The organism is Pseudomonas sp. USTB-Z (assembly GCF_019691255.1).
Taxonomy (GTDB): Bacteria; Pseudomonadota; Gammaproteobacteria; order Pseudomonadales; family Pseudomonadaceae; genus Aquipseudomonas; species Aquipseudomonas alloputida.
Genome location: NZ_JAECZP010000022.1, coordinates 39,433 through 60,488, shown reverse-complemented (window position 1 = coordinate 60,488; position 21,056 = coordinate 39,433). Strand labels below are relative to the sequence as shown.

At 63.3% G+C, this 21,056-nt stretch carries 21 protein-coding genes and 1 other RNA gene; 13 read left to right on the top strand and 9 right to left on the bottom strand.

Features of this window, described 5'->3' with window-relative positions; translation table 11 throughout:
* Window positions 1-93: 93 nt before the first annotated feature.
* The 3 genes from ubiD to I8746_RS21775 all read left to right on the top strand — a co-directional run bounded on the left by ubiD (window position 94) and on the right by I8746_RS21775 (window position 3,425).
* On the top strand, window positions 94-1,560 hold the full coding sequence (gene ubiD / locus I8746_RS21785; RefSeq protein ID WP_003253663.1) for a 4-hydroxy-3-polyprenylbenzoate decarboxylase: 1,467 nt from the start codon (window positions 94-96) through the stop codon (window positions 1,558-1,560).
* Window positions 1,560-2,528 (top strand): CDP-6-deoxy-delta-3,4-glucoseen reductase, encoded by a 969-nt coding sequence (locus tag I8746_RS21780; protein ID WP_010955736.1) that lies wholly within the window; start codon window positions 1,560-1,562, stop codon window positions 2,526-2,528. The genes ubiD and I8746_RS21780 overlap by 1 nt, the downstream gene beginning before the upstream one ends.
* Before the next feature lie 246 nt (window positions 2,529-2,774).
* Window positions 2,775-3,425: a gamma-glutamylcyclotransferase gene (locus I8746_RS21775; RefSeq protein WP_012054059.1), complete on the top strand. Its 651-nt coding sequence runs from the start codon at window positions 2,775-2,777 to the stop codon at window positions 3,423-3,425.
* A 165-nt stretch (window positions 3,426-3,590) separates the two neighbouring features.
* Here the strand turns inward: I8746_RS21775 and I8746_RS21770 are convergent, their stop codons facing one another.
* Window positions 3,591-4,568 (bottom strand): NADPH:quinone oxidoreductase family protein, encoded by a 978-nt coding sequence (locus tag I8746_RS21770; RefSeq protein WP_012054058.1) that lies wholly within the window; start codon window positions 4,566-4,568, stop codon window positions 3,591-3,593.
* A 157-nt stretch (window positions 4,569-4,725) separates the two neighbouring features.
* On the opposite strand from I8746_RS21770, the gene I8746_RS21765 reads away from it, so the two are divergent.
* Together I8746_RS21765 and I8746_RS21760 are read left to right on the top strand one after the other, a co-directional pair.
* The gene (locus I8746_RS21765) at window positions 4,726-5,130 is read left to right on the top strand and encodes a flagellar basal body-associated protein FliL (protein WP_003253671.1); all 405 of its coding nucleotides are present in this window, start codon (window positions 4,726-4,728) and stop codon (window positions 5,128-5,130) included.
* Between the two features lie 163 nt (window positions 5,131-5,293).
* Window positions 5,294-5,728: a type II toxin-antitoxin system PemK/MazF family toxin gene (locus I8746_RS21760; protein ID WP_060489058.1), complete on the top strand. Its 435-nt coding sequence runs from the start codon at window positions 5,294-5,296 to the stop codon at window positions 5,726-5,728.
* Window positions 5,729-5,908: 180 nt separating this feature from the next.
* Here I8746_RS21760 and I8746_RS21755 read toward each other — a convergent pair whose 3' ends face one another.
* The 4 genes from I8746_RS21755 to I8746_RS21740 form a co-directional block, all read right to left on the bottom strand.
* Window positions 5,909-7,021 (bottom strand): ABC transporter permease, encoded by a 1,113-nt coding sequence (locus tag I8746_RS21755; RefSeq protein WP_003253673.1) that lies wholly within the window; start codon window positions 7,019-7,021, stop codon window positions 5,909-5,911.
* Window position 7,022: 1 nt separating this feature from the next.
* The gene (gene rbbA, locus I8746_RS21750; RefSeq protein WP_221101051.1) at window positions 7,023-9,743 is read right to left on the bottom strand and encodes a ribosome-associated ATPase/putative transporter RbbA; all 2,721 of its coding nucleotides are present in this window, start codon (window positions 9,741-9,743) and stop codon (window positions 7,023-7,025) included.
* The gene (locus I8746_RS21745) at window positions 9,740-10,699 is read right to left on the bottom strand and encodes an HlyD family secretion protein (RefSeq protein ID WP_003253678.1); all 960 of its coding nucleotides are present in this window, start codon (window positions 10,697-10,699) and stop codon (window positions 9,740-9,742) included. The genes rbbA and I8746_RS21745 overlap by 4 nt, the downstream gene beginning before the upstream one ends.
* A gap of 95 nt (window positions 10,700-10,794) precedes the next feature.
* Complete coding sequence (locus I8746_RS21740) at window positions 10,795-11,244, bottom strand: EVE domain-containing protein (protein WP_161773865.1); 450 nt, start codon at window positions 11,242-11,244, stop codon at window positions 10,795-10,797.
* Window positions 11,245-11,422: 178 nt separating this feature from the next.
* On the opposite strand from I8746_RS21740, the gene I8746_RS21735 reads away from it, so the two are divergent.
* Window positions 11,423-11,575, top strand: coding sequence for a hypothetical protein (locus I8746_RS21735; protein ID WP_003253683.1), 153 nt, complete (start codon window positions 11,423-11,425; stop codon window positions 11,573-11,575).
* A gap of 19 nt (window positions 11,576-11,594) precedes the next feature.
* On the opposite strand, the gene I8746_RS21730 is transcribed toward I8746_RS21735, so the two are convergent.
* The 4 genes from I8746_RS21730 to I8746_RS21715 all read right to left on the bottom strand — a co-directional run bounded on the left by I8746_RS21730 (window position 11,595) and on the right by I8746_RS21715 (window position 13,024).
* Window positions 11,595-12,203: a 5-formyltetrahydrofolate cyclo-ligase gene (locus I8746_RS21730; protein ID WP_003253685.1), complete on the bottom strand. Its 609-nt coding sequence runs from the start codon at window positions 12,201-12,203 to the stop codon at window positions 11,595-11,597.
* A 124-nt stretch (window positions 12,204-12,327) separates the two neighbouring features.
* Window positions 12,328-12,507, bottom strand: a non-coding RNA gene (gene ssrS, locus I8746_RS21725) — 6S RNA.
* A 17-nt stretch (window positions 12,508-12,524) separates the two neighbouring features.
* A complete protein-coding gene (locus tag I8746_RS21720) occupies window positions 12,525-12,845 on the bottom strand; it encodes a cell division protein ZapA (RefSeq protein ID WP_003253687.1) in 321 nt (106 codons plus the stop codon).
* Window positions 12,842-13,024 carry a TIGR02449 family protein gene (locus I8746_RS21715; RefSeq protein WP_029886233.1) on the bottom strand — a complete coding sequence of 61 codons (183 nt, stop codon included), beginning with the start codon at window positions 13,022-13,024 and terminating at the stop codon, window positions 12,842-12,844. Before I8746_RS21715 ends, I8746_RS21720 begins: the two co-directional genes overlap by 4 nt.
* A 181-nt stretch (window positions 13,025-13,205) precedes the next feature.
* Between I8746_RS21715 and I8746_RS21710 the strand changes: the two genes are divergently transcribed.
* The 7 genes from I8746_RS21710 to I8746_RS21680 all read left to right on the top strand — a co-directional run bounded on the left by I8746_RS21710 (window position 13,206) and on the right by I8746_RS21680 (window position 20,988).
* Window positions 13,206-13,760 (top strand): YecA family protein, encoded by a 555-nt coding sequence (locus I8746_RS21710; RefSeq protein ID WP_003253690.1) that lies wholly within the window; start codon window positions 13,206-13,208, stop codon window positions 13,758-13,760.
* Window positions 13,761-13,781: 21 nt separating this feature from the next.
* The gene (gene pepP / locus I8746_RS21705) at window positions 13,782-15,116 is read left to right on the top strand and encodes a Xaa-Pro aminopeptidase (RefSeq protein ID WP_003253692.1); all 1,335 of its coding nucleotides are present in this window, start codon (window positions 13,782-13,784) and stop codon (window positions 15,114-15,116) included.
* Window positions 15,113-16,312: a 2-octaprenyl-6-methoxyphenyl hydroxylase gene (gene ubiH, locus I8746_RS21700; protein ID WP_221101050.1), complete on the top strand. Its 1,200-nt coding sequence runs from the start codon at window positions 15,113-15,115 to the stop codon at window positions 16,310-16,312. The genes pepP and ubiH overlap by 4 nt, the downstream gene beginning before the upstream one ends.
* Window positions 16,309-16,791 (top strand): DUF4442 domain-containing protein, encoded by a 483-nt coding sequence (locus tag I8746_RS21695; protein WP_010955722.1) that lies wholly within the window; start codon window positions 16,309-16,311, stop codon window positions 16,789-16,791. The genes ubiH and I8746_RS21695 overlap by 4 nt, the downstream gene beginning before the upstream one ends.
* Before the next feature lie 9 nt (window positions 16,792-16,800).
* Window positions 16,801-18,018 (top strand): 2-octaprenyl-3-methyl-6-methoxy-1,4-benzoquinol hydroxylase, encoded by a 1,218-nt coding sequence (locus tag I8746_RS21690; protein WP_181406962.1) that lies wholly within the window; start codon window positions 16,801-16,803, stop codon window positions 18,016-18,018.
* A 193-nt stretch (window positions 18,019-18,211) separates the two neighbouring features.
* Entirely contained in the window at window positions 18,212-19,213 is a 1,002-nt protein-coding gene (locus I8746_RS21685; protein ID WP_012054051.1) for an extracellular solute-binding protein, read from the top strand.
* A gap of 152 nt (window positions 19,214-19,365) precedes the next feature.
* Window positions 19,366-20,988: an iron ABC transporter permease gene (locus I8746_RS21680; protein WP_012054050.1), complete on the top strand. Its 1,623-nt coding sequence runs from the start codon at window positions 19,366-19,368 to the stop codon at window positions 20,986-20,988.
* Window positions 20,989-21,056 lie beyond the last annotated feature (68 nt).

Here is a 21,056-nt window from a genome sequence, read left to right as displayed (position 1 = left end):
CAAAGCGGCCCCAATGCATTTTCACCCCCAAACAAGGCCCGAACGGCGCTACACTCTGCACCCCGACCGATACGGCCAACACGAGGCTCCTGCATGCAGTATCGCGACTTGCGCGACTTCATCCGTGGCCTGGAACAGCGCGGCGAGCTCAAGCGCATCCAGGTACCGATCTCCCCCGTCCTGGAAATGACCGAGGTCTGCGACCGCACCCTGCGCGCCAAGGGCCCGGCATTGTTGTTCGAAAAGCCCACCGGCTTCGACATCCCAGTGCTGGGCAACCTGTTCGGTACTCCGGAGCGGGTGGCCATGGGCATGGGCGCCGAGTCGGTCAGCGAACTGCGGGAAATCGGCAAGCTGCTGGCCTTCCTCAAGGAGCCCGAGCCGCCCAAGGGCCTGAAGGACGCCTGGTCGAAGCTGCCGATCTTCAAGAAGGTCGTGTCGATGGCGCCAAAAGTGGTCAAGGACGCGGTGTGCCAGGAAGTGGTGGTCGAGGGTGACGATGTCGACCTTGGCACGCTGCCGATTCAGCACTGCTGGCCTGGCGACGTGGCGCCGCTGATTACCTGGGGCCTCACCGTGACCCGTGGCCCGAACAAGGACCGCCAGAACCTGGGCATCTACCGCCAGCAGGTGATCGGCCGCAACAAGGTGATCATGCGCTGGCTCAGCCACCGTGGCGGCGCCCTCGACTACCGAGAGTGGTGCGAGAAGAACCCCGGCCAGCCGTTTCCGGTCGCCGTGGCCCTGGGCGCTGACCCAGCGACCATTCTCGGCGCGGTGACCCCGGTCCCGGACACCCTTTCCGAGTACGCCTTCGCCGGCCTGCTGCGAGGCAATCGCACCGAACTGGTCAAGTGCCGTGGCAGCAACCTGCAGGTACCGGCAACCGCCGAGATCATTCTGGAAGGGGTGATCCACCCAGGCGAAATGGCCCCGGAAGGCCCTTACGGCGATCACACGGGCTACTACAACGAAGTGGACAGTTTCCCGGTGTTCACCGTTGAGCGCATCACCCACCGGCAAAAACCGATCTACCACAGCACCTACACCGGCCGGCCGCCAGATGAGCCGGCCATTCTCGGCGTGGCGCTGAACGAAGTGTTCGTGCCGATCCTGCAGAAGCAGTTCCCGGAAATCACCGACTTCTACCTGCCGCCGGAAGGCTGCTCGTACCGCATGGCGGTGGTGACCATGAAGAAACAGTACCCAGGCCACGCCAAGCGCGTAATGCTGGGTGTGTGGTCGTTCCTGCGACAGTTCATGTACACCAAGTTCGTTATTGTCACCGATGACGATATCAACGCTCGTGACTGGAACGATGTGATCTGGGCCATTACCACGCGCATGGACCCCAAGCGTGATACGGTAATGATTGACAATACCCCGATCGACTACCTGGACTTTGCGTCACCGGTGTCGGGGCTGGGTTCGAAGATGGGCCTGGACGCTACGCACAAGTGGCCGGGCGAGACTACACGCGAATGGGGCCGGGTCATCGTCAAGGATGAGGCCGTCACCCGCCGTATCGATGAGCTGTGGGATCAGTTGGGAATAGATTGATGCAGGTAACGTTGCAGCCGTCCGGGGCGGTGCTGGCGCTTGAACCCGGGGAGCGGATCCTGGATGGAGCACGGCGGCTGGGCTATGACTGCCCAAACAGCTGCCGCAATGGCAATTGCCATGTTTGCGCCGCGTTGTTGGTTGAAGGACGGGTTCGCCAGGATGGCGAAGTCCGCGACCATGGCGAGTTGTTCACCTGCATTGCCGAACCGCTGGAGGACTGCGTGTTGCTCTGGGACGGTGTGCTTGCCTTGGGCGAGCTGCCAGTGCGCAAGCTGGCGTGCAGCGTCAGTGAGTGCGTCGACGTCGGCGGCGACGTCTGGCGGGTGCGCCTGCGTGCGCCTGCCGGTAAGCCTCTGCGTTATCACGCGGGGCAATACCTGATGATCGAACGTGAGGGCGGCAAGCAGGCAGCCTTCTCGCTGGCGTCCGCGCCACATGCCGGGCGTGAACTGGAGCTGCATGTGCTGGCGCGTGAGCCCAGTGCGGTGCAACTGATCGACCAGCTAAGGCGAGATGGCCTGGCGCGCATTGAAATGCCGTTTGGCGACACCCACCTGGCCGAGCTGCCCGACGGGCCGCTGGTGCTGATTGCCGCCGGCACTGGCATGGGCCAGATGCACAGCCTGGTCGAGCACTGCCGGGCTCAGGGCTTCAAGCACCCGGTACACCTGTACTGGGGGGTGCGCCGGCCCGAGGATTTCTATCAGATCGAGCACTGGGATGAATGGCAGCGTCTGCCTAACCTGTTCCTGCATCAAGTGGTCAGCGACCTGTGTGGCTGGGAAGGCCGCTGCGGCATGCTGCATGAAGCGGTCTGCGAAGACATTGCCGACCTCAATAGCGTGCATGTGTATGCCAGCGGCTCACCGAACATGATCTATGCCACGCTCGACGCCCTGGTCGAAGCCGGTATGGATGCGCACCGCATGCGTGCCGATGTGTTCGCCTACGCGCCGCGCGGTTAATAACCGAAGTTTGAAAGTGTCGGTATAAGGCGGTAATTGTTACCGCCTTGGCCAATAACTTTCACCGCTGCTGAAACAGTACTTCCCAGTCGTCGGAGCCGTGTATGAAACGCGTGCTCAAGGGCTTGAGTATTCCTGCAATTCTGGCCTATGGTTACTGCAAGCGCCCTTGGTAAAGCGGCCTGGGGCCGCAGCATAATCGAATCTCGCTACATCCGTAGTTCACAGGAATAATGGCGGCAGCTTATGTCGGCACTTGAAAGTATGTCTTGGGAAGTTTCATACCCTCCGGCACTTGATTTCGGTCAGCAACATACTCGCGAACAGTTGTTCAGTTCCATGAAAACAACCATGTCCAGGCATCAGGGTGGGCCGGTGTGGCTGTTTGCCTATGGTTCGTTGATCTGGCGCCCGGAGTGCAATTCGGTGGAGCGCCAGCGCGCGCGGGTACATGGTTATCACCGAGGCTTGTACCTGTGGTCGCATGAACATCGCGGTACCCCGGAAACGCCCGGGCTGGTGTTTGGCCTGGACCGCGGTGGCTCCTGCAGCGGCTTTGCCTACCGGCTGGATGAACGCAACCTGGACGACTCACTGATGGCCCTGTGGCAACGCGAGATGCCCTATCCGGCATACCGGCCGCACTGGCTCAACTGCCGCCTGGGCGATGGTAGCAAGGTGCAGGCCTTGGGCTTTGTACTGGAGCGGCATCTGCCGTGCTATGCCGGCAACTTGCCGGATACGTTGCTCAGCCAGATCCTGGCCAGTGCCAAGGGGCGGTATGGCACCACGCGTGACTATGTCGAGCAGACCTTGAATGCACTGCGCAGTCACCAGATGCCCGATCGCAACCTGGAAGCGCGATTCAGGCGTTGCCACAATCTGCGCGAAGTGTGAGCAACCTGTTCCGGCCTCTTCGCGGGTAATCCCTGTAGGCGCGGGTTTACCCGCGAATACGGTGGTGGCGACAACGGTGAACGGCGGGTGGAATTGGCCGGCAGGCCCGGCCCTTTCGCGGGTAAACCCGCTGCTACAGGCGACCGCGCAGAGGCCGGTACTGCCTTACCTGGCCAGCACCACCAACTTACCCACCGCCTGCCGTTGCCCCAGCTTCTCGATAGCAGCCCCGGCTTCTGCCAGTGGATAAGTCTGCGACACCAGCGGCTTCAACTTGCCCTCGGCATGCCAGGCAAACAGCTGGTGGAAGTTGGCCGCGTTGTCCTCCGGCTGGCGCTGGGCAAATGCCCCCCAGAACACGCCCAGTACCGCCGCGCCCTTGAGTAGCACCAGGTTGGCCGCCAGCTGTGGAATGCTGCCACTGGCAAAACCCACCACCAGCAGCCTGCCATTCCAGGCCAACCCGCGCACCGCTTGTTCGAACAGCTCGCCACCGACCGGGTCATAGATCACGTCCACGCCCTGGCCGCCGGTCAGGCGTTTGATTTCTTCGCGCAGGTTGGCCTGGCTGTAGTCGATCAGCTCATCCGCCCCGGCAGCCTTGGCCACGGCCAGTTTTTCGGCACTGCTGGCCGCCGCGATCACCCGCGCGCCCATGGCCTTGCCGATCTCCACCGCCGCCAGGCCCACCCCGCCGGAAGCGCCCAGTACCAGCAGGGTCTCGCCGGCTTGCAACTGGCCACGCTGGCGCAGGGCGTGCATCGAGGTGCCGTAGGTCATGCCGAAGGCCGCAGCGGTGGTGAAGTCCATGCTCGCCGGGATCGGCAGAACGTTATAGAACGGCACCGCCACTTGCTCGGCGAACGCACCCCAGCCGGTGAGCGCCATGACCCGGTCGCCGACCTTGAACGCGCCGGCCTTTTCGCCGACGGCGGCCACCACGCCTGCTGCCTCGCCACCTGGAGAGAACGGCAGCGGTGGCTGGAACTGGTACTTGCCTTCGATGATCAAGGTGTCGGGGAAGTTGACCCCGGCAGCCTGCACGTCCAGCAGGATCTCGTTCTTCTTCGGCAGTGGGCTGGCCACCTCTTCCAGCACCAGGTTGCGCGCCGGACCCAGGGTTTTGCACAACACAGCTTTCATCGGGGCTATTCCTTTGCGGGTAGTGGCCGATAAGTGTAGGAGGGCCGCTTGGCAGGTCAACGAGCATGGCCCGCCCTGATGGGCCGGCATAAGCCCGGGCTTGGGTTTGAGCGGTGTGCTGGGTAAGCTGGCGCCAACTGTATTGAGGAGCGAATTCGTGAAAGCGTGGATCTTGATGGTGCTGGCGCTGCTGCTGCCGGCTGCGGCCATGGCCGAGGAAGCCAAGGAAGGGGTGCCCAAGGTCGCCTACATCAGTCTGAGCCCGCCCTTCGTTGGCAACTATGCGCTCGACGGCAGCCCGCGGCTGCGCGTGTACAAGGCTGACGTGGCCCTGCGCGTGACGGGCGACGAAGCGGCCAAGACGGTGAAGCACCACGAACCGCTGATCCGTAACCAGCTGGTGGCACTGTTCACCCAGCAGACGGTGGACAGCATGAGCAACGTCGAGGCCAAGGAGCATCTTCGCCAAGAGGCGCTGAAACAGGTGCAGCAGGTGCTGGAGGCGGAAGAGGGCAAGCCGATCGTTGAAGACTTGCTGTTCAACAACCTGATCGTGCAGTGACCTGAAACAGGGTGAGGTCCATCACTGGTAAGTCGGATTGAATTCAGGCTTACCCCGTGTGTAGGACCCTTCTGTCTTTCCTGTAAGCCCGCCAGTTTTCAGTTTTTGGGGCCATGGCCAAGCTAGATTGTGCCTTGTCTTCAGTTGCTCGAGAATGTTGGCAATGGCTTTGAAGTACCAGCCGAAAGAGGCGACTGTACTGATGTGCGACTTTTCAGGCTTTCAAGTGCCTGAAATGATCAAGGTGCGTCCCGTGGTCGTTCTTCGCAAGCACAGTCAAAATCGCCAGTTAGTGACGATAGTCCCGTTGAGTACCACTGCACCGGATCACATGGCAGGGCATCACGTTGTGCTGCCGAGTTATCTGCCTGGTTCGGCCCTGACATGCTGGGCCAAGTGCGACATGATCTACACGGTGGCTACCTCCAGATTGGACAGATGTCGGGTCAAATCGCGGCAAGGAAGTGGTCGGGAATACATGACCTTTACAATGCGGCCAGAGCATTTCGCCGCCGTGAGGGCTGCAGTTGGCTTTACGCTGGGTTTCACACATCCAGCAACAGAGCGGTCTGTTGTCAATGTTACGCTCGATGCGTGATAATCAGCCTGTTCCCGCAAGGGGCTTGTAAGACTCTGAGGATCCTGGTTCGACCAGCAATTACAGAGCCGGGCAGGTATATGGCGATGACAAGTCGACCTGTCTGTGAGTAGGGCGCCGAAAGGCGCCCTTTGTCTTTGTGCCAGTTTTCCAATTTTCGGCGGACGCTCGCGCATGCCTTCAAGACGCCAGGCTCCGACGAAACCGTGCCAGCGCCACGCTGAAGAACACCAGGCCGATCAGCGTCAGCGCCAGGATATCCGGCCATACCACCGCCCACCCGGCATCCCTGAACAGGATTGCGGCACTCAGGCTGACAAAGTGCGTTGAGGGTGACCCTTGCATCACCCACTGCAGCCACTGCGGCATGCTGTCCAGTGGTGTGCTGCCGCCGGACAGCAACAGCATCGGGATGATCACCGGGATCGCCAGCAGGCCGAACTGTGGCGTCGAGCGCGCCAGGGTGGCGAGGAAAATGCCCAGCGATGTACTGGCGAACAGGTACAGCGCGGTCACGGCCAGGAACAGCCCCATCGAGCCAGACAGCGGCACGCCCAGTGCACCTTTGACGACTACCACCAACGAAATCCAGGTGCAGATCACCACCACCAGCGCATTGCTGCCGATCTTGGCCAGCATGATCTCCAGCGCGGTCAACGGTAGCACCAGCAGGTGGTCGAGGGTGCCATGCTCACGCTCGCGCAGCAGCGCGGTCCCGGTGAGGATGATCGCCAGGATGGTGATGTTGTTGACGATCTGGATCACGGCCAGAAACCAGCCCCCCTCCAGGTTGGGGTTGAACAGCGCCTTGGGGTTGATCAGCACCGGGCTTTGCTCGTTACCACGCTGGCTGTAGTCGAGCAGCTCGCGCTCGAAGATGCGGCCGATGTAGCCGGCGCCCATGAACGCTTGGCTCATGGCTGTAGCATCGACGTTGATCTGCAGCTCCGGCGAGCGCCCGGCCAGCAGGTCGCTCTGGAAGTTCACCGGTATGTTGATGACGAAGGTGTACTGGCCGCTGTCCATGGCCTGGTCCAGGCGCTGCGGAGGCAGCGGCACGGCTGGCTGGAACTCGGGCGGTTGCAGGGCTTCGCTGAGCTTGCGCGAGAGCAGGCTATGGTCTTCATCCACCACCGCCACGCTGGCGTTGTGTACACCGATCACCGAGCCGGCTGCCGGCATGTAGATCGCCACGCTGAAGGCATATAGCAGGAACAGCAGCAGGACGCTGTCATGGCGCAGGCTGGTCAGTTCTTTCAAGCCCAGGCGCAGGGTGTGGTTCAGGCGCGACATGTCAGGCCTCCTGCTTTTTCAGCATTGCCAGGCTCAGGCCGGTGAACGCGGCAAAGAAGCTCAGCAGGATCAGGCACTGCGGCCACAACTCGCGCAGGCCTAACGCCTTGGTGAAGGTGCCGACTGCGATGTCGAGGAAGTAGCCCGCCGGGAACAACTGGCCCATCACCGCTGCCGCGCCGTCCAGCGACGAGCGTGGCACGATCAGCCCGGAAAACTGGATGGTCGGCAGGCTGGTAATGATCATGGTGCCGAGAATGGCGGCGATCTGGGTGCGGGTGAATGCCGAAATCAGCAGGCCCAGGCTGGTGGTTGCCAGCAGGTAGGCCACGCCGCCACATGCCAAAGCCAGTACGCTGCCCTTGAGCGGTACGGCGAACAGCCAGCGGTTCATCGCCACCAGCAGCGCCAGGTTGACCAGGCTCACAGCCAGGTAGGGCATCTGCTTGCCAAGCAGGAATTCCAGGCGGGTGAGGGGTGTGGCGTAGAAGTTGGTGATGGAGCCGAGCTCCTTCTCGCGCACGATGCCCAGTGCCGTGAGCATGGCCGGAATGAAGGCCAGTATCAGTGCCATCACACCCGGGCCGATGGCGTTCACACTGACCACATCCTGGTTGTAGCGGAAACGCGTTTCCAGGCGCACCGGGTCCTGGCGTGGCTGCGGTTGTGGGCTGGCCTTTGCCAGTTGCTCAAGGTTGGCCTGGTGCACGGCTTCCACGTAGTTGCGGCTGGTTTCTGCGCGGAACGGCATGCCTCCGTCGAGCCAGGCAGCCACCACCGGCTGGCGCCCTGCGTACAGATCGCGGCCAAAGCCGGGCGGAATTTCCAGTGCCAGTTTGATTTCCGAGCGTTGCAGGCGCTGGTGCAGCTCGCTGCTGTCGCGGATCGGTGCCTGTTCGGCGAAGTAGCGTGAACCACGGAAGGCCTCGAGGTAGGCGCGACTTTGCGGGCTCTGGTCCTGATCGTGCACGGCGAAGGCGAGGTTTTCCACATCCAGTGAAATGCCGTAGCCGAAGATCACCATCATGAACAGTGCACCCAGTAAGGCGAAGGCCAGGCGCACCTTGTCGCGCAGCAGCTCCTTGCCCTCACGGCCGGCCACTGCCAGCAGGCGGCGCAGGCTGAAGCCCTGGCGCAGCGGTAGGGTGGGGGTGGACGCCTGTTCCAGCACGCTGCTGTCGGTGGCGGCTGGGGCCAGTTCCTGGGCCTGTTCCAGGCAGCGGACGAACGCGTCCTCCAGCGTATCGCCCTGGTACTGGTGCTGCAGGGCATCGGGCGTGTCGCAGGCCAGCACCCGCCCGGCGTGCATCAGCGAAATACGATCGCAGCGCTGGGCCTCGTTCATGAAGTGGGTGGAGAGGAAAATGGTCACGCCCTGCTCGCGGGACAGTTCTACCAGCAGGCGCCAGAAGTCGTCGCGGGCGGCGGGGTCGACGCCGGAGGTCGGTTCGTCGAGGATCAAGACTTCCGGGCGATGCAGAACCGCCACCGCCAGCGACAGGCGCTGGCGCAAACCAAGGGGCAGGGCGCCAGACGGTTGGTCGGCGATAGCGGCGAGGTCGAAGCGTTCGATCAGCTCATCGATGCGCTGGGCGCTCTCGGCTTTGGACAAGTCGAACAGGCGGGCATGCAGGGCCAGGTTCTGCCGGGTGCTGAGCTCGCCATACAGAGAGAAACTCTGCGACATGAAGCCGACCCGCTTGCGTGTGGCCAGGTCGCTGGCGTCCACCGGGCGACCCAGCAGGCTGGCGCTGCCCTCGCTGGCCGGCATCAGGCCGGTGAGCACTTTCATGGTGGTGGTCTTGCCGCAACCGTTGGAACCCAGGAAGCCGAAGATCTCCCCGCGGCCGATGGCGAAACTGACCTTGTTCACCGCTGTGAAGTCGCCAAAGCGCAGGGTCAGGTCGTGTGCCTCGATGGCGACCGGGCCGTCCGTGGCTTGGCGCGGCGGGATTGCCAATGGTTGATGCTGCGCCTTGCCCGCGCCCTGGTAATGGGTAAAGGCATCATCCAGTTTGCCGCTCGGGGTGACTGCAGCCAGTTCGTGGCTAGGGCCGGCGGCCAGCAGCCGGCCGCCATCGAGCATCAGGCAATGCTCGAACTGTTCGGCTTCTTCCATGTAGGCGGTAGCCACCAGCAAGGTCAGTTGCGGGCGTTGTGCGCGAACCTGTTCAACCAGCTCCCAGAAGCGCCGCCGCGACAGCGGGTCGACGCCGGTGGTCGGCTCGTCCAGGATAAGCAGGTCTGGCTCGTGGATCAGTGCGCAGCAAAGGCCCAGCTTCTGCTTCATGCCACCCGACAGCTTGCCGGCCGGGCGCTGGGCAAAGCGCTGCAGGTCGGTGGCCTGCAACAGATTGGCCATACGCTGTTCACACTCGCGGCGGCCCAACCCGAACAGGGTGGCAAAAAAACGGATGTTCTCGCTGATCGACAGTTCCGGGTACAGGTTGTTGCCCAGCCCTTGCGGCATGAATGCCACTTTGGGGTAGAGCGCCGTGCGATGGCGGCGTTGGCGGATCGAGCCACCCAGCACCTGCAGTTCTCCCTGCTGTAGGCGTTTCACGCCGGCGATCAGCCCCAGCAGGGTCGATTTGCCCGCCCCGTCAGGGCCTATCAGCGCGCAGCGGGTACCCACAGGGAGGCTGAAGCCTAGTGGGTGGAGGGCTATCACGTCGCCGTAACGGTGGCTGATGCCTTCGGCCAGCAGTGCCGGGGCGTTCATTGCAGGTTGGCCGGCCAGTCCACCTCAGCCGTGCGTACATAGCCGGCGCCTGGCATGCCTGGTTTGGCTTGCGGCACGGCGCCTGGGTCGCTCAGGCGCAGTTTGACCCGGAACACCAGCTTTTGCCGTTCGTCGCGGGTTTCCACCTGTTTGGGGGTGAACTGGGCCTTGGCTGCGACAAAGGCCACCTTGGCCGGCAGCGCGCGCTCGGGCAGGGCGTCGAGCACGATGCGCGCCTGGTCGCCTACAGTCAGCCGGCCGCTGGTAGAGGCCGGGAGGTACAGGTTCATGTACTGGTCGCTGGGGTCGATCAGCATCAGCACACGGCCGCCGGCACCCAGCACTTCACCGGGTTCGGCCAGGCGCAGCTGGATGATGCCGTTGATGGGCGCACGCAGGCTGCTGTCGTCGATTTCACTGGTGAGCTGCGCCACTTGGGCTTCGGCGGCGCCAATGGCGGCCTTGATCGCTGCCAGTTGGGCGCGGGCAGCGACTACTGCTGCGTTGGCCGTGTCAAAGCGCGCCTGCTGTTGGTCGAGCAACTGCTGGCTGGCGAACTTGCGCTGGAAGATTTCGCGTACGCGCTTGAGCTCCTGGCTGGCCAACAGCAGTTCACTCTGGCGCAGTTGCACGGTGGCCTGGGCGGCGGCGTAGTTTTCCCGGGCGCGCAGCACTTCGGCTTCGGCCTGGCTGCGCTGGGCTTCCATGGTGCGTGTGTCGATGCGTGCCAGTAGCTGGCCACGGGTCACGTTGTCGCCTTCATCGACCAGTACTTCGGCCAGGCGACCGGGGATCTTGCTGGCGATCTGCACTTCGGTGGCTTCAAGGCGGCCGTTGCCCATGCTCAGGCCTTCGGGCAACTGGTCGTGAAGCGACTTCCAGTACCCCAGCCCGCCGGCCGCAGCGAGCAGTGCGATCAGTGCAGTGGCGAAGATTCTAGGGGCGTATCGGTTCATCGTTCTGCATCCTTGCGGTCATGCACAGTACATCATGCCTGGCGGCCATATGTGGCGTGTTGATATCGGTCAAGCCCTTGACCTTAGCTGCGTATTCAGCCCAACGCGACAATCACCGCCCATTGCTCGGGCGTTACCGGCATGACCGACAGGCGGCTGCCTTTTTGCACCAGGGGCAACTCGACCAGACCGGCCTGCTGTTTCAGCCACCCCAGTTCCAGCACCCTTGGAAAGGTTTGTACGTGGGCCACATCCACCGCGCTCCACGGGTTCTTGTCGATCGTGGCCTTGGCATCGTGATAATGGCTTTCCGGGTCCAGCGCGGTCGGGTCCGGGTAGGCCGCGCGGGTGATTTTGGCAATGCCGGCGATGCCGGGTTGCGGGCAGCTGGAGTGGTAGAAGAAGAATTCGTCACCCACGCTCATGGCCCGCAGAAAATTACGCGCCTGATAGTTGCGCACGCCGTCCCAGCGCGCTTCGCCCAAGCGTGCGAGGGCTTCGATGGAGAGCTCGTCGGGCTCGGATTTCATCAGCCAGTAAGCCATGGATGCTGCTCCTGAAAAGGTTTGAAATAACCTGTTGCACGAAACCGACAGCCGGTTGGCGTCAAGGTTTGCGTGCGGACGCATGTTGTCGGAAAATGCGCCCCGTTTAAAGCGCGTGCGCCGGCGGTACCCAGAATATCGCCGAGTACTGAACAGTTTGCCTGGGGGGCAATCTTCGATGAATCAACGTAAAAAGCCGGATCTGCTGTGGATCCTGGTGTTCATTTTTGGCCTGGGTGTGGTCACTACCGGTTATGCGCAAGGGTTCTGGGAGCGCAAGCTGGACAACGCCTATCAGATGCCGGTCGACGCCAGCCAGCCACAACGTTGATACCCCCCGCTGGCGCCGCTCAACGTGGCGCCAGGTACCAGCCACGGTCCGAGACCGTGCCCTTCAGCGGTACATCCCAACTGGCCTGCGCCAGCCGCTCGACCTTCTGGCATTCATGCGCCAGCCCCAGCAGCAACGGTTTTTTCCAGGTTTGCCGACGCGCCTGGTAGGCCAGGCTGCGATCATAGAAGCCACCGCCCATACCCAAGCGGCCGCCCACTTCGTCAAAGCCGACCAGCGGTAGCAGAATCAGATCCAGCGCCCAGATCGGCCGCTGGCGTTTGCGGTCGATAATCGGCTCTGGAATACGGAAGCGGTTGGGCTTGAGCTTCTCACCCTGCTCAAAACGCTGGAACACCATGCGCGTGCGCGGCCAGGCGTGCAGCACCGGCAGGTAGGTGCACTTGCCGCGACGCTGGGCTTCGCGCATCAGCAGGCGAGGGTCGATTTCACCGTCGTTGGGCAGGTACAGGGCGATGTGGCGGGCGCGGCGGAACAAGGGGTGTTGCGCCAGTTGGCGGTACAGGCCGAGGGTGGCCTGGCGTTGCTGGGCAGGGGTAAGGGCGCGGCGGGCATTGCGAAGCAGGCGACGAAGCTGGGGGCGGGTGAGCGGCACGTTTTCGGTCATGGCACGGGCAATCCCAGATGTGCTGGCTTGGTACGAACAGTGCCTGCGCGGTGAATCGTCGTACAAAGCTTGAATAAAGTCGGCCAAAACGAATTGCCCGCCTTGGGGGCGGGCAAGAAAATTCAGGCTCCCCGATAAGACCGCTATCGGTGTAGCCCTTGAACCCGAAAGTTCAAGGTGGAGATTGCAGGGGGCGTTAAGGCTTTCCGTCGGGCGGACATGCACACCGGCCCCAGCGTGCAACCCCCGTGGTTGTGCGTATCGGCTCAGGGACATAACCGACTGGCGCATCCCCCAGGGAGTGGCGCCAGTATACCAATCTCAGCCGATTTTGGTATCCGTGTCGTCGGACAAAGCCTTATCTACCCGATCCAGCAGGTCGCGCACCTGTTCGCGGTTTGTGCCGCTGACCGGCGCATCGTTGCGGTCTTCCTGGCGGTGCAGCATTTCGTGGGTAATGTTCAACGCCGCCATCACCGCGATGCGGTCGGCACCGATCACCTTGCCGCTGCTGCGGATCTCGCGCATCTTGCCGTCCAGGTAGCGCGCAGCGCTGACCAGGTTGTTGCGCTCTTCCGGCGGGCAGATGATCGAGTATTCCTTGTCGAGGATCTGCACGGTGACGCTATTGCTTGAACTCATGAGTCTTGCTCCAGAGCCTTGAGGCGTAAAATCATCGACTCGACTTTGCGCTTGGCGATCTCGTTCTTTTCGATGAGGTGGGCGCGCTCTTCGCGCCAGGATTTTTCCTGAGCTACTAGGAGTGCATTTTGCCGTTTTAGTTGCTCGACGCGTTCGATCAGCAACTCGAATCGGCTCATCAGTGCCTGCAGGTCGTTCTCTTGCGTGGGTTGCACTCGATTCGCTCCGTCGTTGAGTCACCTGGCGATGATGCCTCTCCCTGGGCGGCAACGGCCAGTGCCGATGGTCTTGGCGCGCCTGCCGGTGCTAGGATACAAGGTCTTCATTCTAGACATTGCGCCGTCTGGCGCCTAGCTGCCCATGCCCAATACTCAATCGCCCTACAACGCTTTCGCCATACTGCTCTCGAGCAATGGCCATCCTGTCACCCCGGCCGAACTGCACGGCCTGCTGATTGGCCGCAGCTGCGCCGGCGCCGGCTTCGATGCCGATGCCTGGTTGGCCGATGCCGCCCAACTGCTGGAAATCGAGCCTGGTGACAGTGTCCGCAACGCCTTGGTCGGCTTGCAGGAAATGGTCAAGGGCGAGCTGACCAGCGACGACATGGCGATCGTCCTGCTGCTGCCTTCCGATGATGCTCCACTGAGCGACCGCGCCACCGCGCTGGGCCAGTGGTGCCAAGGCTTCGTGACCGGTTTCGGCCTGAACGCTGGCGGTAAGGACTTGTCCGATGAGGCCAAGGAAGTGCTGCAGGACCTGGTGGCCATTTCGCAGGTCCAGGAAGCGCTCGAAGAGTCCGAAGACGGCGAGAGCGACTACATGGAAGTCATGGAATACCTGCGTGTGGCGCCCCTGCTGCTGTTCTCCGAACTGGCCAAGCCGGCCGCACCCGCACCCAAGCCCTCGCTGCACTGATCAACCAGGGGTAGTCTGCCCATGAGCCACATTCCCAAGGCCGAGTATGCCCGTCGGCGCAAGGCGCTGATGGCGCAGATGGTCCCCAACAGCATTGCCATTCTGCCCGCCGCTGCGGTTGCCATCCGCAACCGCGACGTCGAGCACGTGTACCGCCAGGACAGCGACTTCCAGTACCTCAGCGGCTTCCCGGAGCCCGAGGCGGTGATTGCTTTGATTCCAGGGCGCGAGCATGGCGAATACGTGCTGTTCTGCCGTGAACGCAACCCCGAGCGCGAGCTGTGGGACGGCCTGCGGGCCGGCCAGGAAGGGGCGGTGCGCGATTTCGGCGCTGACGATGCCTTTCCCATCACGGATATCGACGAAATCCTGCCTGGCCTGATCGAAGGCCGCGAGCGGGTCTACAGCGCCATGGGCAGCAACCCGGAGTTCGACCGCCGGCTGATGGACTGGATCAACGTGATCCGCTCCAAGGCACGCCTGGGCGCCCAGCCACCGAACGAGTTCGTTGCGCTGGATCATCTGCTGCATGATATGCGCCTGTATAAATCGGCGGCGGAAGTGAAGGTGATGCGTGCTGCTGCAGACATTTCTGCGCGTGCCCATGTGCGGGCCATGCAGGCCTGCCGCGCCGGGCTGCACGAGTACAGCCTGGAAGCCGAGCTGGACTACGAATTCCGCAAGGGCGGGGCGAAGATGCCGGCCTACGGCTCGATCGTTGCGGCCGGGCGCAATGGCTGCATCCTGCACTATCAACAGAACGATGCGCCGCTCAAGGATGGCGACCTGGTGCTGATCGACGCCGGCTGCGAAATCGACTGCTATGCCAGCGACATCACCCGCACCTTCCCGGTCAGTGGGCGGTTTTCGCCCGAGCAGAAGGCCATCTACGAGCTGGTGCTAAAGGCGCAGGCGGCGGCGTTTGCCGAAATAGCCCCCGGCAAGCACTGGAACCACGCCCATGAGGCGACCGTGCGGGTCATCACCGCGGGCCTGGTGGAGCTGGGCTTGCTCGAAGGTGATGTGCAGGCGCTGATCGACAGCGAAGCGTATCGCGCCTTCTACATGCACCGCGCCGGGCACTGGCTGGGCATGGATGTGCATGACGTGGGCGAGTACAAGGTGGGCGGCGAGTGGCGGGTACTGGAACCCGGCATGGCGCTGACCGTGGAGCCGGGTATCTACATTGGCGCCGACAATCAGGCCGTGGCCAAAAAGTGGCGCGGCATTGGGGTAAGGATCGAGGACGACGTGGTAGTGACCAGGCAAGGTTGTGAAATCCTGACTTCGGGCGTGCCGCGTACCGTCGCCGAGATCGAGGCGCTGATGCAGGCTGCCCGCAAGGCCGTGGCATGAGCCGGGTAAACCTGGCGATCATCGGCGGTGGCCTGGTTGGCGCAAGCCTGGCGCTGGCCCTGCAGGCCGGCGCCAAGGCACGCGGCTGGAAGATCCTGCTGATCGAGCCGTTCGCCCCCGGCGACAGCTACCAGCCCAGCTACGATGCGCGTTCGTCGGCATTGTCCTTCGGCACCCAGCAGATTTATCAGCAACTGGGCCTGTGGCAGGTCATCGGCCGCCGCGCCGAGCCTATTCGCCAGATTCACGTGTCCGACCGTGGTCGCTTTGGCGCCACCCGCCTGGATGCCCTGGAAGAGGGCGTACCGGCGCTGGGTTACGTGGTGGAAAACGCCTGGCTCGGCCAGTGCCTGTGGCAAGGGCTGGACAGCGAGGTGGTGAGCTGGCGCTGCCCGGCCGAAGTGACCTCGATGCAGGCCATCGAACGCGGTTACCGCCTGCTGCTGAACGACGACACCCAGCTGGAATGTGACCTGGCGGTACTGGCCGATGGTGGCCGCTCTGGCCTGCGCGAGCAGTTGGGTATCCATGTACGCCACACGCCTTACCAGCAGAGCGCGTTGATCGCCAACATTACCCCGGGTGAGGCCCACGGCGGCCAGGCTTTCGAGCGCTTCACCGAAGAGGGCCCCATGGCCTTGCTGCCGTTGCCGGAAAACCGCTGCGCACTGGTGTGGACCCGCCAGGGCATGGATGCGCGGCGCCTGGCCGACATCGACGAGCGCAGCTTCCTGCGCGAACTGCAGGGGGTGTTCGGCTACCGCTTGGGCGCGCTGCGCCAGGTAGGCGCACGGCACCTCTACCCGCTGTCCTTGATCGAGGCCCAGGAGCAGGTGCGGCCGCACCTGGTGGTGCTGGGCAACGCAGCACACAGCCTGCACCCCATCGCGGGCCAGGGTTTCAATCTGTCGTTGCGTGACGTGCAATCCCTGGCCGAGGCGCTGCTGGTGGGTCCACAGCAGCCTGGCGACCTGAGCACGCTGCAGGCCTATCACCAGCGCCAGCGCCTGGACCAGGCGATAACCATCGGCTTCTCCGACCAGGTCACCCGCCTGTTCGGCAGCAATCAGCCGTTGCTGACGGCCGGGCGCAACCTTGGCCTGCTTGGGCTCGACCTGCTGCCACCGGCAAAAAGCTGGTTCGCCCGCCAGGCGATGGGCCTGGGCACCCGCCCTGATCCGCGGGGCCAGGCATGAGCAACCCGCGTAAACTGGCGCGCCGGGCGCGCATGCTGCGCTGGATGCTGAACCTCTACCCACCATACCTGGGTGCCGGTATCCGTGTGCAGCACATCAGCCCGGACCTGCGTAGCGTCAAGGTGGCGATGAAACTGACTCGCTGGAACCGCAATTACGTCGGTACCCAGTTCGGTGGCAGCCTGTATGCCATGGTCGATCCGTTCTACATGCTGCTGTTGATCGAGCAGCTGGGGCGTGACTACATCGTCTGGGACAAGGCCGCTAGCATCGATTTCATCTCGCCTGGCAAAGGCCCGGTTTATGCCGAATTCCACGTCGATGATGCGCTGCTGGACGAAATCCGCCAGCAGGCCGCCACCGGCAAGAAATGCCTGCCGCGTTTGCAGGTCGATATCCGCGATGGCGCCGGCGAGTTGGTGGCGCGGGTCGATAAAACCCTATACGTGCGGCTCAAGCCGCAAGCGAGGCAGGCGTAAGGCATGGAAATGCGTGCAGATCTGTTGATTGTCGGTGCCGGTATGGTGGGCAGCGCCCTGGCCTTGGCGTTGCGCCACAGTGGCCTGCAAATTTTGTTGCTCGATGGTGGCCCGCTGACGGTCGTACCCTTCGATGCCCAGGCCCCGTTCGAGCCGCGTGTCAGCGCGCTATCGGCGGCCAGCCAGCGCATCCTCGAGCGCCTTGGCGCCTGGGACGGCATTGCCAAGCGGCGCGCCACGCCGTACTCCGACATGCATGTGTGGGATGGCAGCGGCACCGGGCAGATTCACTTTTCGGCGGCCAGTGTGCATGCCCAGGTGCTCGGCCATATCGTCGAGAACCGGGTGGTGCAGGACGGCCTGCTGGAGCGCCTGCACGACAGCGACATCGGCCTGCTGGCCAATGCGCGGCTGGAGCAATTACGCCGCTCTGGCGATGAGTGGCTGCTGACGTTAGCCGATGGCCGGCAACTGCGTGCACCGTTGGTGATCGCCGCCGACGGTGCCAATTCGGCGGTGCGGCGTCTGGCTGGCTGCGAAACCCGCGAATGGGACTACCTGCACCATGCCATTGTCACCAGCGTACGTTGCAGCGCCGGGCACCAGGCCACGGCCTGGCAGCGCTTCACTGACGAAGGGCCATTGGCCTTTTTGCCCTTGAGCCGCGATGGCCAGCAAGACTGGTGCTCAATCGTATGGTCGACCACTCCGGAGCATGCCGAGCAGCTGATGGCGATGGATGAAGCGGCCTTCCTGCAAGCCCTTGGGCGTGCCTTCGAGGGCCGCCTGGGCGACGTGTTGCAGGCCGACCCAAGGGTATGCGTGCCGCTGCGTCAGCGCCACGCCAAGCGCTATGTGGGTGAAGGCCTGGCATTGATTGGCGATGCCGCGCACACCATCCACCCGCTGGCCGGGCAGGGTGTGAACCTCGGCTTCCTCGACGCGGCGGTGCTGGCCGAGGTGCTGGTCAATGCTTGCGAGCGCGGCGAGAGACTGGCCGATGTGAAGGTGCTGAGCCGTTACGAGCGCCGGCGCATGCCACACAACCTGGCGTTGATGGCGGCGATGGAGGGCTTCGAGAGGTTGTTCCAGGCCGATCCGCTGCCGTTGCGCTGGTTGCGCAACAGCGGGTTGAAACTGGTGGAGCAGATGCCGGAGGCCAAGGCGCTGTTTGTGCGCCAGGCGTTGGGTTTGAGTGGTGACCTGCCAGATCTGGCCAAGGCTTGAGAGTGGCGGGGCCGCTCTGCGGCCCTTTTCGCGACACTAGGCCCCACAGCGGTACGCAATCTCCTGTGTGGGCCTTGTGTCGCGATCGGCTGCGTAGCAGCCCCTTGCAACATCCGGTAACGGCTAGGTAGGTGAGCCAGAAAATGGGATTCACTACCATTCGCACCTCTCATACGATCGAGGAGTGCTTAAAATGTTGCCACGCAAGCCCCTACTGGCCGCCTTGGCCCTGACCCTGTTCGGCGGCACTGCCCAGGCAGCGGACGAAGTGGTGGTGTACTCCTCGCGCATCGACGAGCTGATCAAGCCGGTGTTCGATGCCTATACCGCCAAGACCGGGGTCAAGATCAAGTTCATCACCGACAAGGAAGCCCCGCTGATGCAGCGCATCAAGGCCGAGGGCGACAACGGCGTGGCCGACCTGCTGCTGACTGTCGATGCAGGCAACCTGTGGCAGGCCGAGCAGATGGGCATCCTGCAGCCGATCGAGTCCGACGTCATCGACCAGAACATCCCGTCGCAGTACCGCGCCTCGTCCCATGACTGGACCGGCCTGAGCCTGCGTGCCCGCACCATCATCTACTCCACCGAGCGGGTCAAACCCGAGGAGTTGAGCACCTACGAAGCCCTGGCTGACAAACAGTGGGAAGGCCGTCTGTGCCTGCGTACGGCCAAGAAGGTGTACAACCAGTCGCTGACCGCCACTCTGATCGAAACCCACGGTGAGGCCAAGACCGAGCAAATCGTCAAAGGGTGGGTCAACAACCTGTCCACCGATGTGTTCTCCGACGACAACGCAGTGATCCAGGCCATCGAGGCCGGGCAGTGTGATGTGGGCGTGGTCAACACCTACTACTATGGCCGTCTGCACAAGCAGAACCCGAACTTGCCGGTGAAGATCTTCTGGCCCAACCAGGGCGACCGTGGTGTGCACGTGAACCTGTCGGGCATTGGCCTGACCAAGCATGCGCCACACCCGGAGGCCGCGAAGAAACTGGTGGAATGGATGACCGGCGAAGAAGCGCAAAAGCTGTTTGCTGATATCAACCAGGAGTTCCCGGCCAACCCGAAGGTGAAGCCATCGGAGGAAGTGGCGGCGTGGGGCAGCTTCAAGGCCGACAGCATTCCGGTGGAAATTGCCGGCAAGCGCCAGGCTGAAGCCATTCGCTTGATGGATCGGGCTGGCTACAACTAAGCGCCAGGCCTTATCCTCTTTGGGCCCGTTAGGGCCCTTTCGCGGGTAAACCCGCTCCTACGGGATCTGCACTGCCTTGCGCGGTCCCCGTAGGAGCGGGTTTACCCGCGAACGACCGCGCAGCGGTCGCAATCGCACTCGAGATTTCAGCCTTGCCCCACACCCCTCAACGCCGCTGGTACCTCCCGGTCTCCCTGATCGCCGCCTTGGTGCTGCTGCCCCTGAGCGTGCTGCTGTTGTCCTGGCAATCCATCGACCTGCAGATCTGGTCCCACCTGCTCGACACCCAGATGGGTCGCCTGCTCGGCAATACCCTGACCCTGGTGGTGGGTGTGGGTGTGGGGGTCACCGTGCTGGGCGTCAGCCTGGCCTGGCTCACCAGCCTCTGCGACTTCCCCGGTCGACGCTGGCTGGACTGGGCGCTGATGTTACCGTTCGCCATCCCGGCCTACGTGCTGGCGTTCGTCTTCGTCGGCCTGCTGGACTTTGCAGGCCCGGTGCAAAGCGCCCTGCGCGAGGTGTTCGGGCCAATGCGCCTGCCTCGTGTGCGTTCCACCGGTGGGGTAATCACCGTCCTGGTGCTGGTCTTCTATCCCTATGTCTACTTGTTGGCGCGCACGGCTTTCCTGGCTCAGGGCAAGGGCCTGATGGAGGCGGCGCGGGTACTTGGGTTATCGCCCCTGCAGGCTTTCTGGCGGGTGGCCTTACCCATGGCTCGGCCGGCGATCGGTGCCGGTATCGCCCTGGCGCTGATGGAAACGCTGGCCGACTTCGGTGCAGTGGCCGTATTCAACTTCGACACTTTCACCACGGCCATCTACAAGACCTGGTACGGCTTCTTCAGCTTGTCCAGTGCGGCCCAGCTGGCCAGCCTGCTGCTGCTGGCGGTGATGCTGGTGCTGTACGGTGAGCGCCGCGCCCGCGGTGCCAGCCGGAGCGGCAACGAACGGCCGCGCGCGCAGGCGCTGTATCACCTGCGCGGCCTCAAGGCGCTGTTGGCCAGTGGCTGGTGCCTGCTGGTGTTTGCCTGCGCTTTCGTCATCCCGCTGCTGCAGTTGGTGGTGTGGTTCTGGCAGCGCGGTCGGCATGACCTGGATGAGCGTTATGTCGGCCTGGTGCTGCACACCCTGTACCTGGGCAGCATGGCGGCGCTGGTCACGGTGTGCGTGGCGCTGCTGCTGGCTTTCGCCCGGCGCCAGGCACCGACGGGCGGTATCCGCGCCGGGGTTGGCCTGGCCAATCTGGGGTATGCCCTGCCCGGTTCGGTGTTGGCGGTATCGATCATGCTGGCCTTCAGTTACCTCGACAACCACCTGGTCATCCCGCTGTCCAGCTGGATGGGCGGCGCCGGCAAGCCGCTGCTGCTAGGCAGCCTCTCGGCGTTACTGCTGGCCTACCTGGTGCGCTTCATCGCGGTGGCCTACGGGCCGCTGGAGAGCAGCCTGGAGCGCATCCGCCCGTCACTCCCTGAGGCCTCGCGCAGCCTGGGTGTCGGCGGTGCAAGATTGTTTTTCAAGGTGTATCTGCCGCTGCTGGTGCCGGGGGCACTTAGCGCCGCGCTGCTGGTGTTCGTCGATGTGCTCAAGGAAATGCCCGCCACCTTGCTGATGCGGCCGTTCGGCTGGGACACCCTCGCCGTGCGGGTGTTCGAGATGACCAGCGAAGGCGAGTGGGCGCGCGCCTCGCTGCCGGCACTGACCTTGGTATTGGTGGGGCTGCTGCCGGTCATCGGCCTGATTCGCCGTTCGGCACGTCGACCCGGTCACAGTCACTGAGGATGTCAGTTTGCGACCTTGCGGCTACAATGCGCGGCATTCGCGCGGCGGGTGTGAGTAACAAGAAA

Coding starts and splice junctions, on each gene's coding strand:
- ubiH (WP_221101050.1), top strand. CDS start 15,113: ATGAGCCGGGTAAACCTGGCGATCATCGGCGGTGGCCTGGTTGGCGCA.
- I8746_RS21780 (WP_010955736.1), top strand. CDS start 1,560: ATGCAGGTAACGTTGCAGCCGTCCGGGGCGGTGCTGGCGCTTGAACCC.
- I8746_RS21695 (WP_010955722.1), top strand. CDS start 16,309: ATGAGCAACCCGCGTAAACTGGCGCGCCGGGCGCGCATGCTGCGCTGG.
- rbbA (WP_221101051.1), bottom strand. CDS start 9,743: ATGAACGCCCCGGCACTGCTGGCCGAAGGCATCAGCCACCGTTACGGC.
- I8746_RS21775 (WP_012054059.1), top strand. CDS start 2,775: ATGTCGGCACTTGAAAGTATGTCTTGGGAAGTTTCATACCCTCCGGCA.
- ubiD (WP_003253663.1), top strand. CDS start 94: ATGCAGTATCGCGACTTGCGCGACTTCATCCGTGGCCTGGAACAGCGC.
- I8746_RS21770 (WP_012054058.1), bottom strand. CDS start 4,568: ATGAAAGCTGTGTTGTGCAAAACCCTGGGTCCGGCGCGCAACCTGGTG.
- I8746_RS21730 (WP_003253685.1), bottom strand. CDS start 12,203: ATGACCGAAAACGTGCCGCTCACCCGCCCCCAGCTTCGTCGCCTGCTT.
- I8746_RS21745 (WP_003253678.1), bottom strand. CDS start 10,699: ATGAACCGATACGCCCCTAGAATCTTCGCCACTGCACTGATCGCACTG.
- I8746_RS21715 (WP_029886233.1), bottom strand. CDS start 13,024: ATGAGCCGATTCGAGTTGCTGATCGAACGCGTCGAGCAACTAAAACGG.
- I8746_RS21710 (WP_003253690.1), top strand. CDS start 13,206: ATGCCCAATACTCAATCGCCCTACAACGCTTTCGCCATACTGCTCTCG.
- I8746_RS21755 (WP_003253673.1), bottom strand. CDS start 7,021: ATGTCGCGCCTGAACCACACCCTGCGCCTGGGCTTGAAAGAACTGACC.
- I8746_RS21735 (WP_003253683.1), top strand. CDS start 11,423: ATGAATCAACGTAAAAAGCCGGATCTGCTGTGGATCCTGGTGTTCATT.
- I8746_RS21740 (WP_161773865.1), bottom strand. CDS start 11,244: ATGGCTTACTGGCTGATGAAATCCGAGCCCGACGAGCTCTCCATCGAA.
- pepP (WP_003253692.1), top strand. CDS start 13,782: ATGAGCCACATTCCCAAGGCCGAGTATGCCCGTCGGCGCAAGGCGCTG.
- I8746_RS21720 (WP_003253687.1), bottom strand. CDS start 12,845: ATGAGTTCAAGCAATAGCGTCACCGTGCAGATCCTCGACAAGGAATAC.
- I8746_RS21760 (WP_060489058.1), top strand. CDS start 5,294: ATGGCTTTGAAGTACCAGCCGAAAGAGGCGACTGTACTGATGTGCGAC.
- I8746_RS21690 (WP_181406962.1), top strand. CDS start 16,801: ATGCGTGCAGATCTGTTGATTGTCGGTGCCGGTATGGTGGGCAGCGCC.
- I8746_RS21685 (WP_012054051.1), top strand. CDS start 18,212: ATGTTGCCACGCAAGCCCCTACTGGCCGCCTTGGCCCTGACCCTGTTC.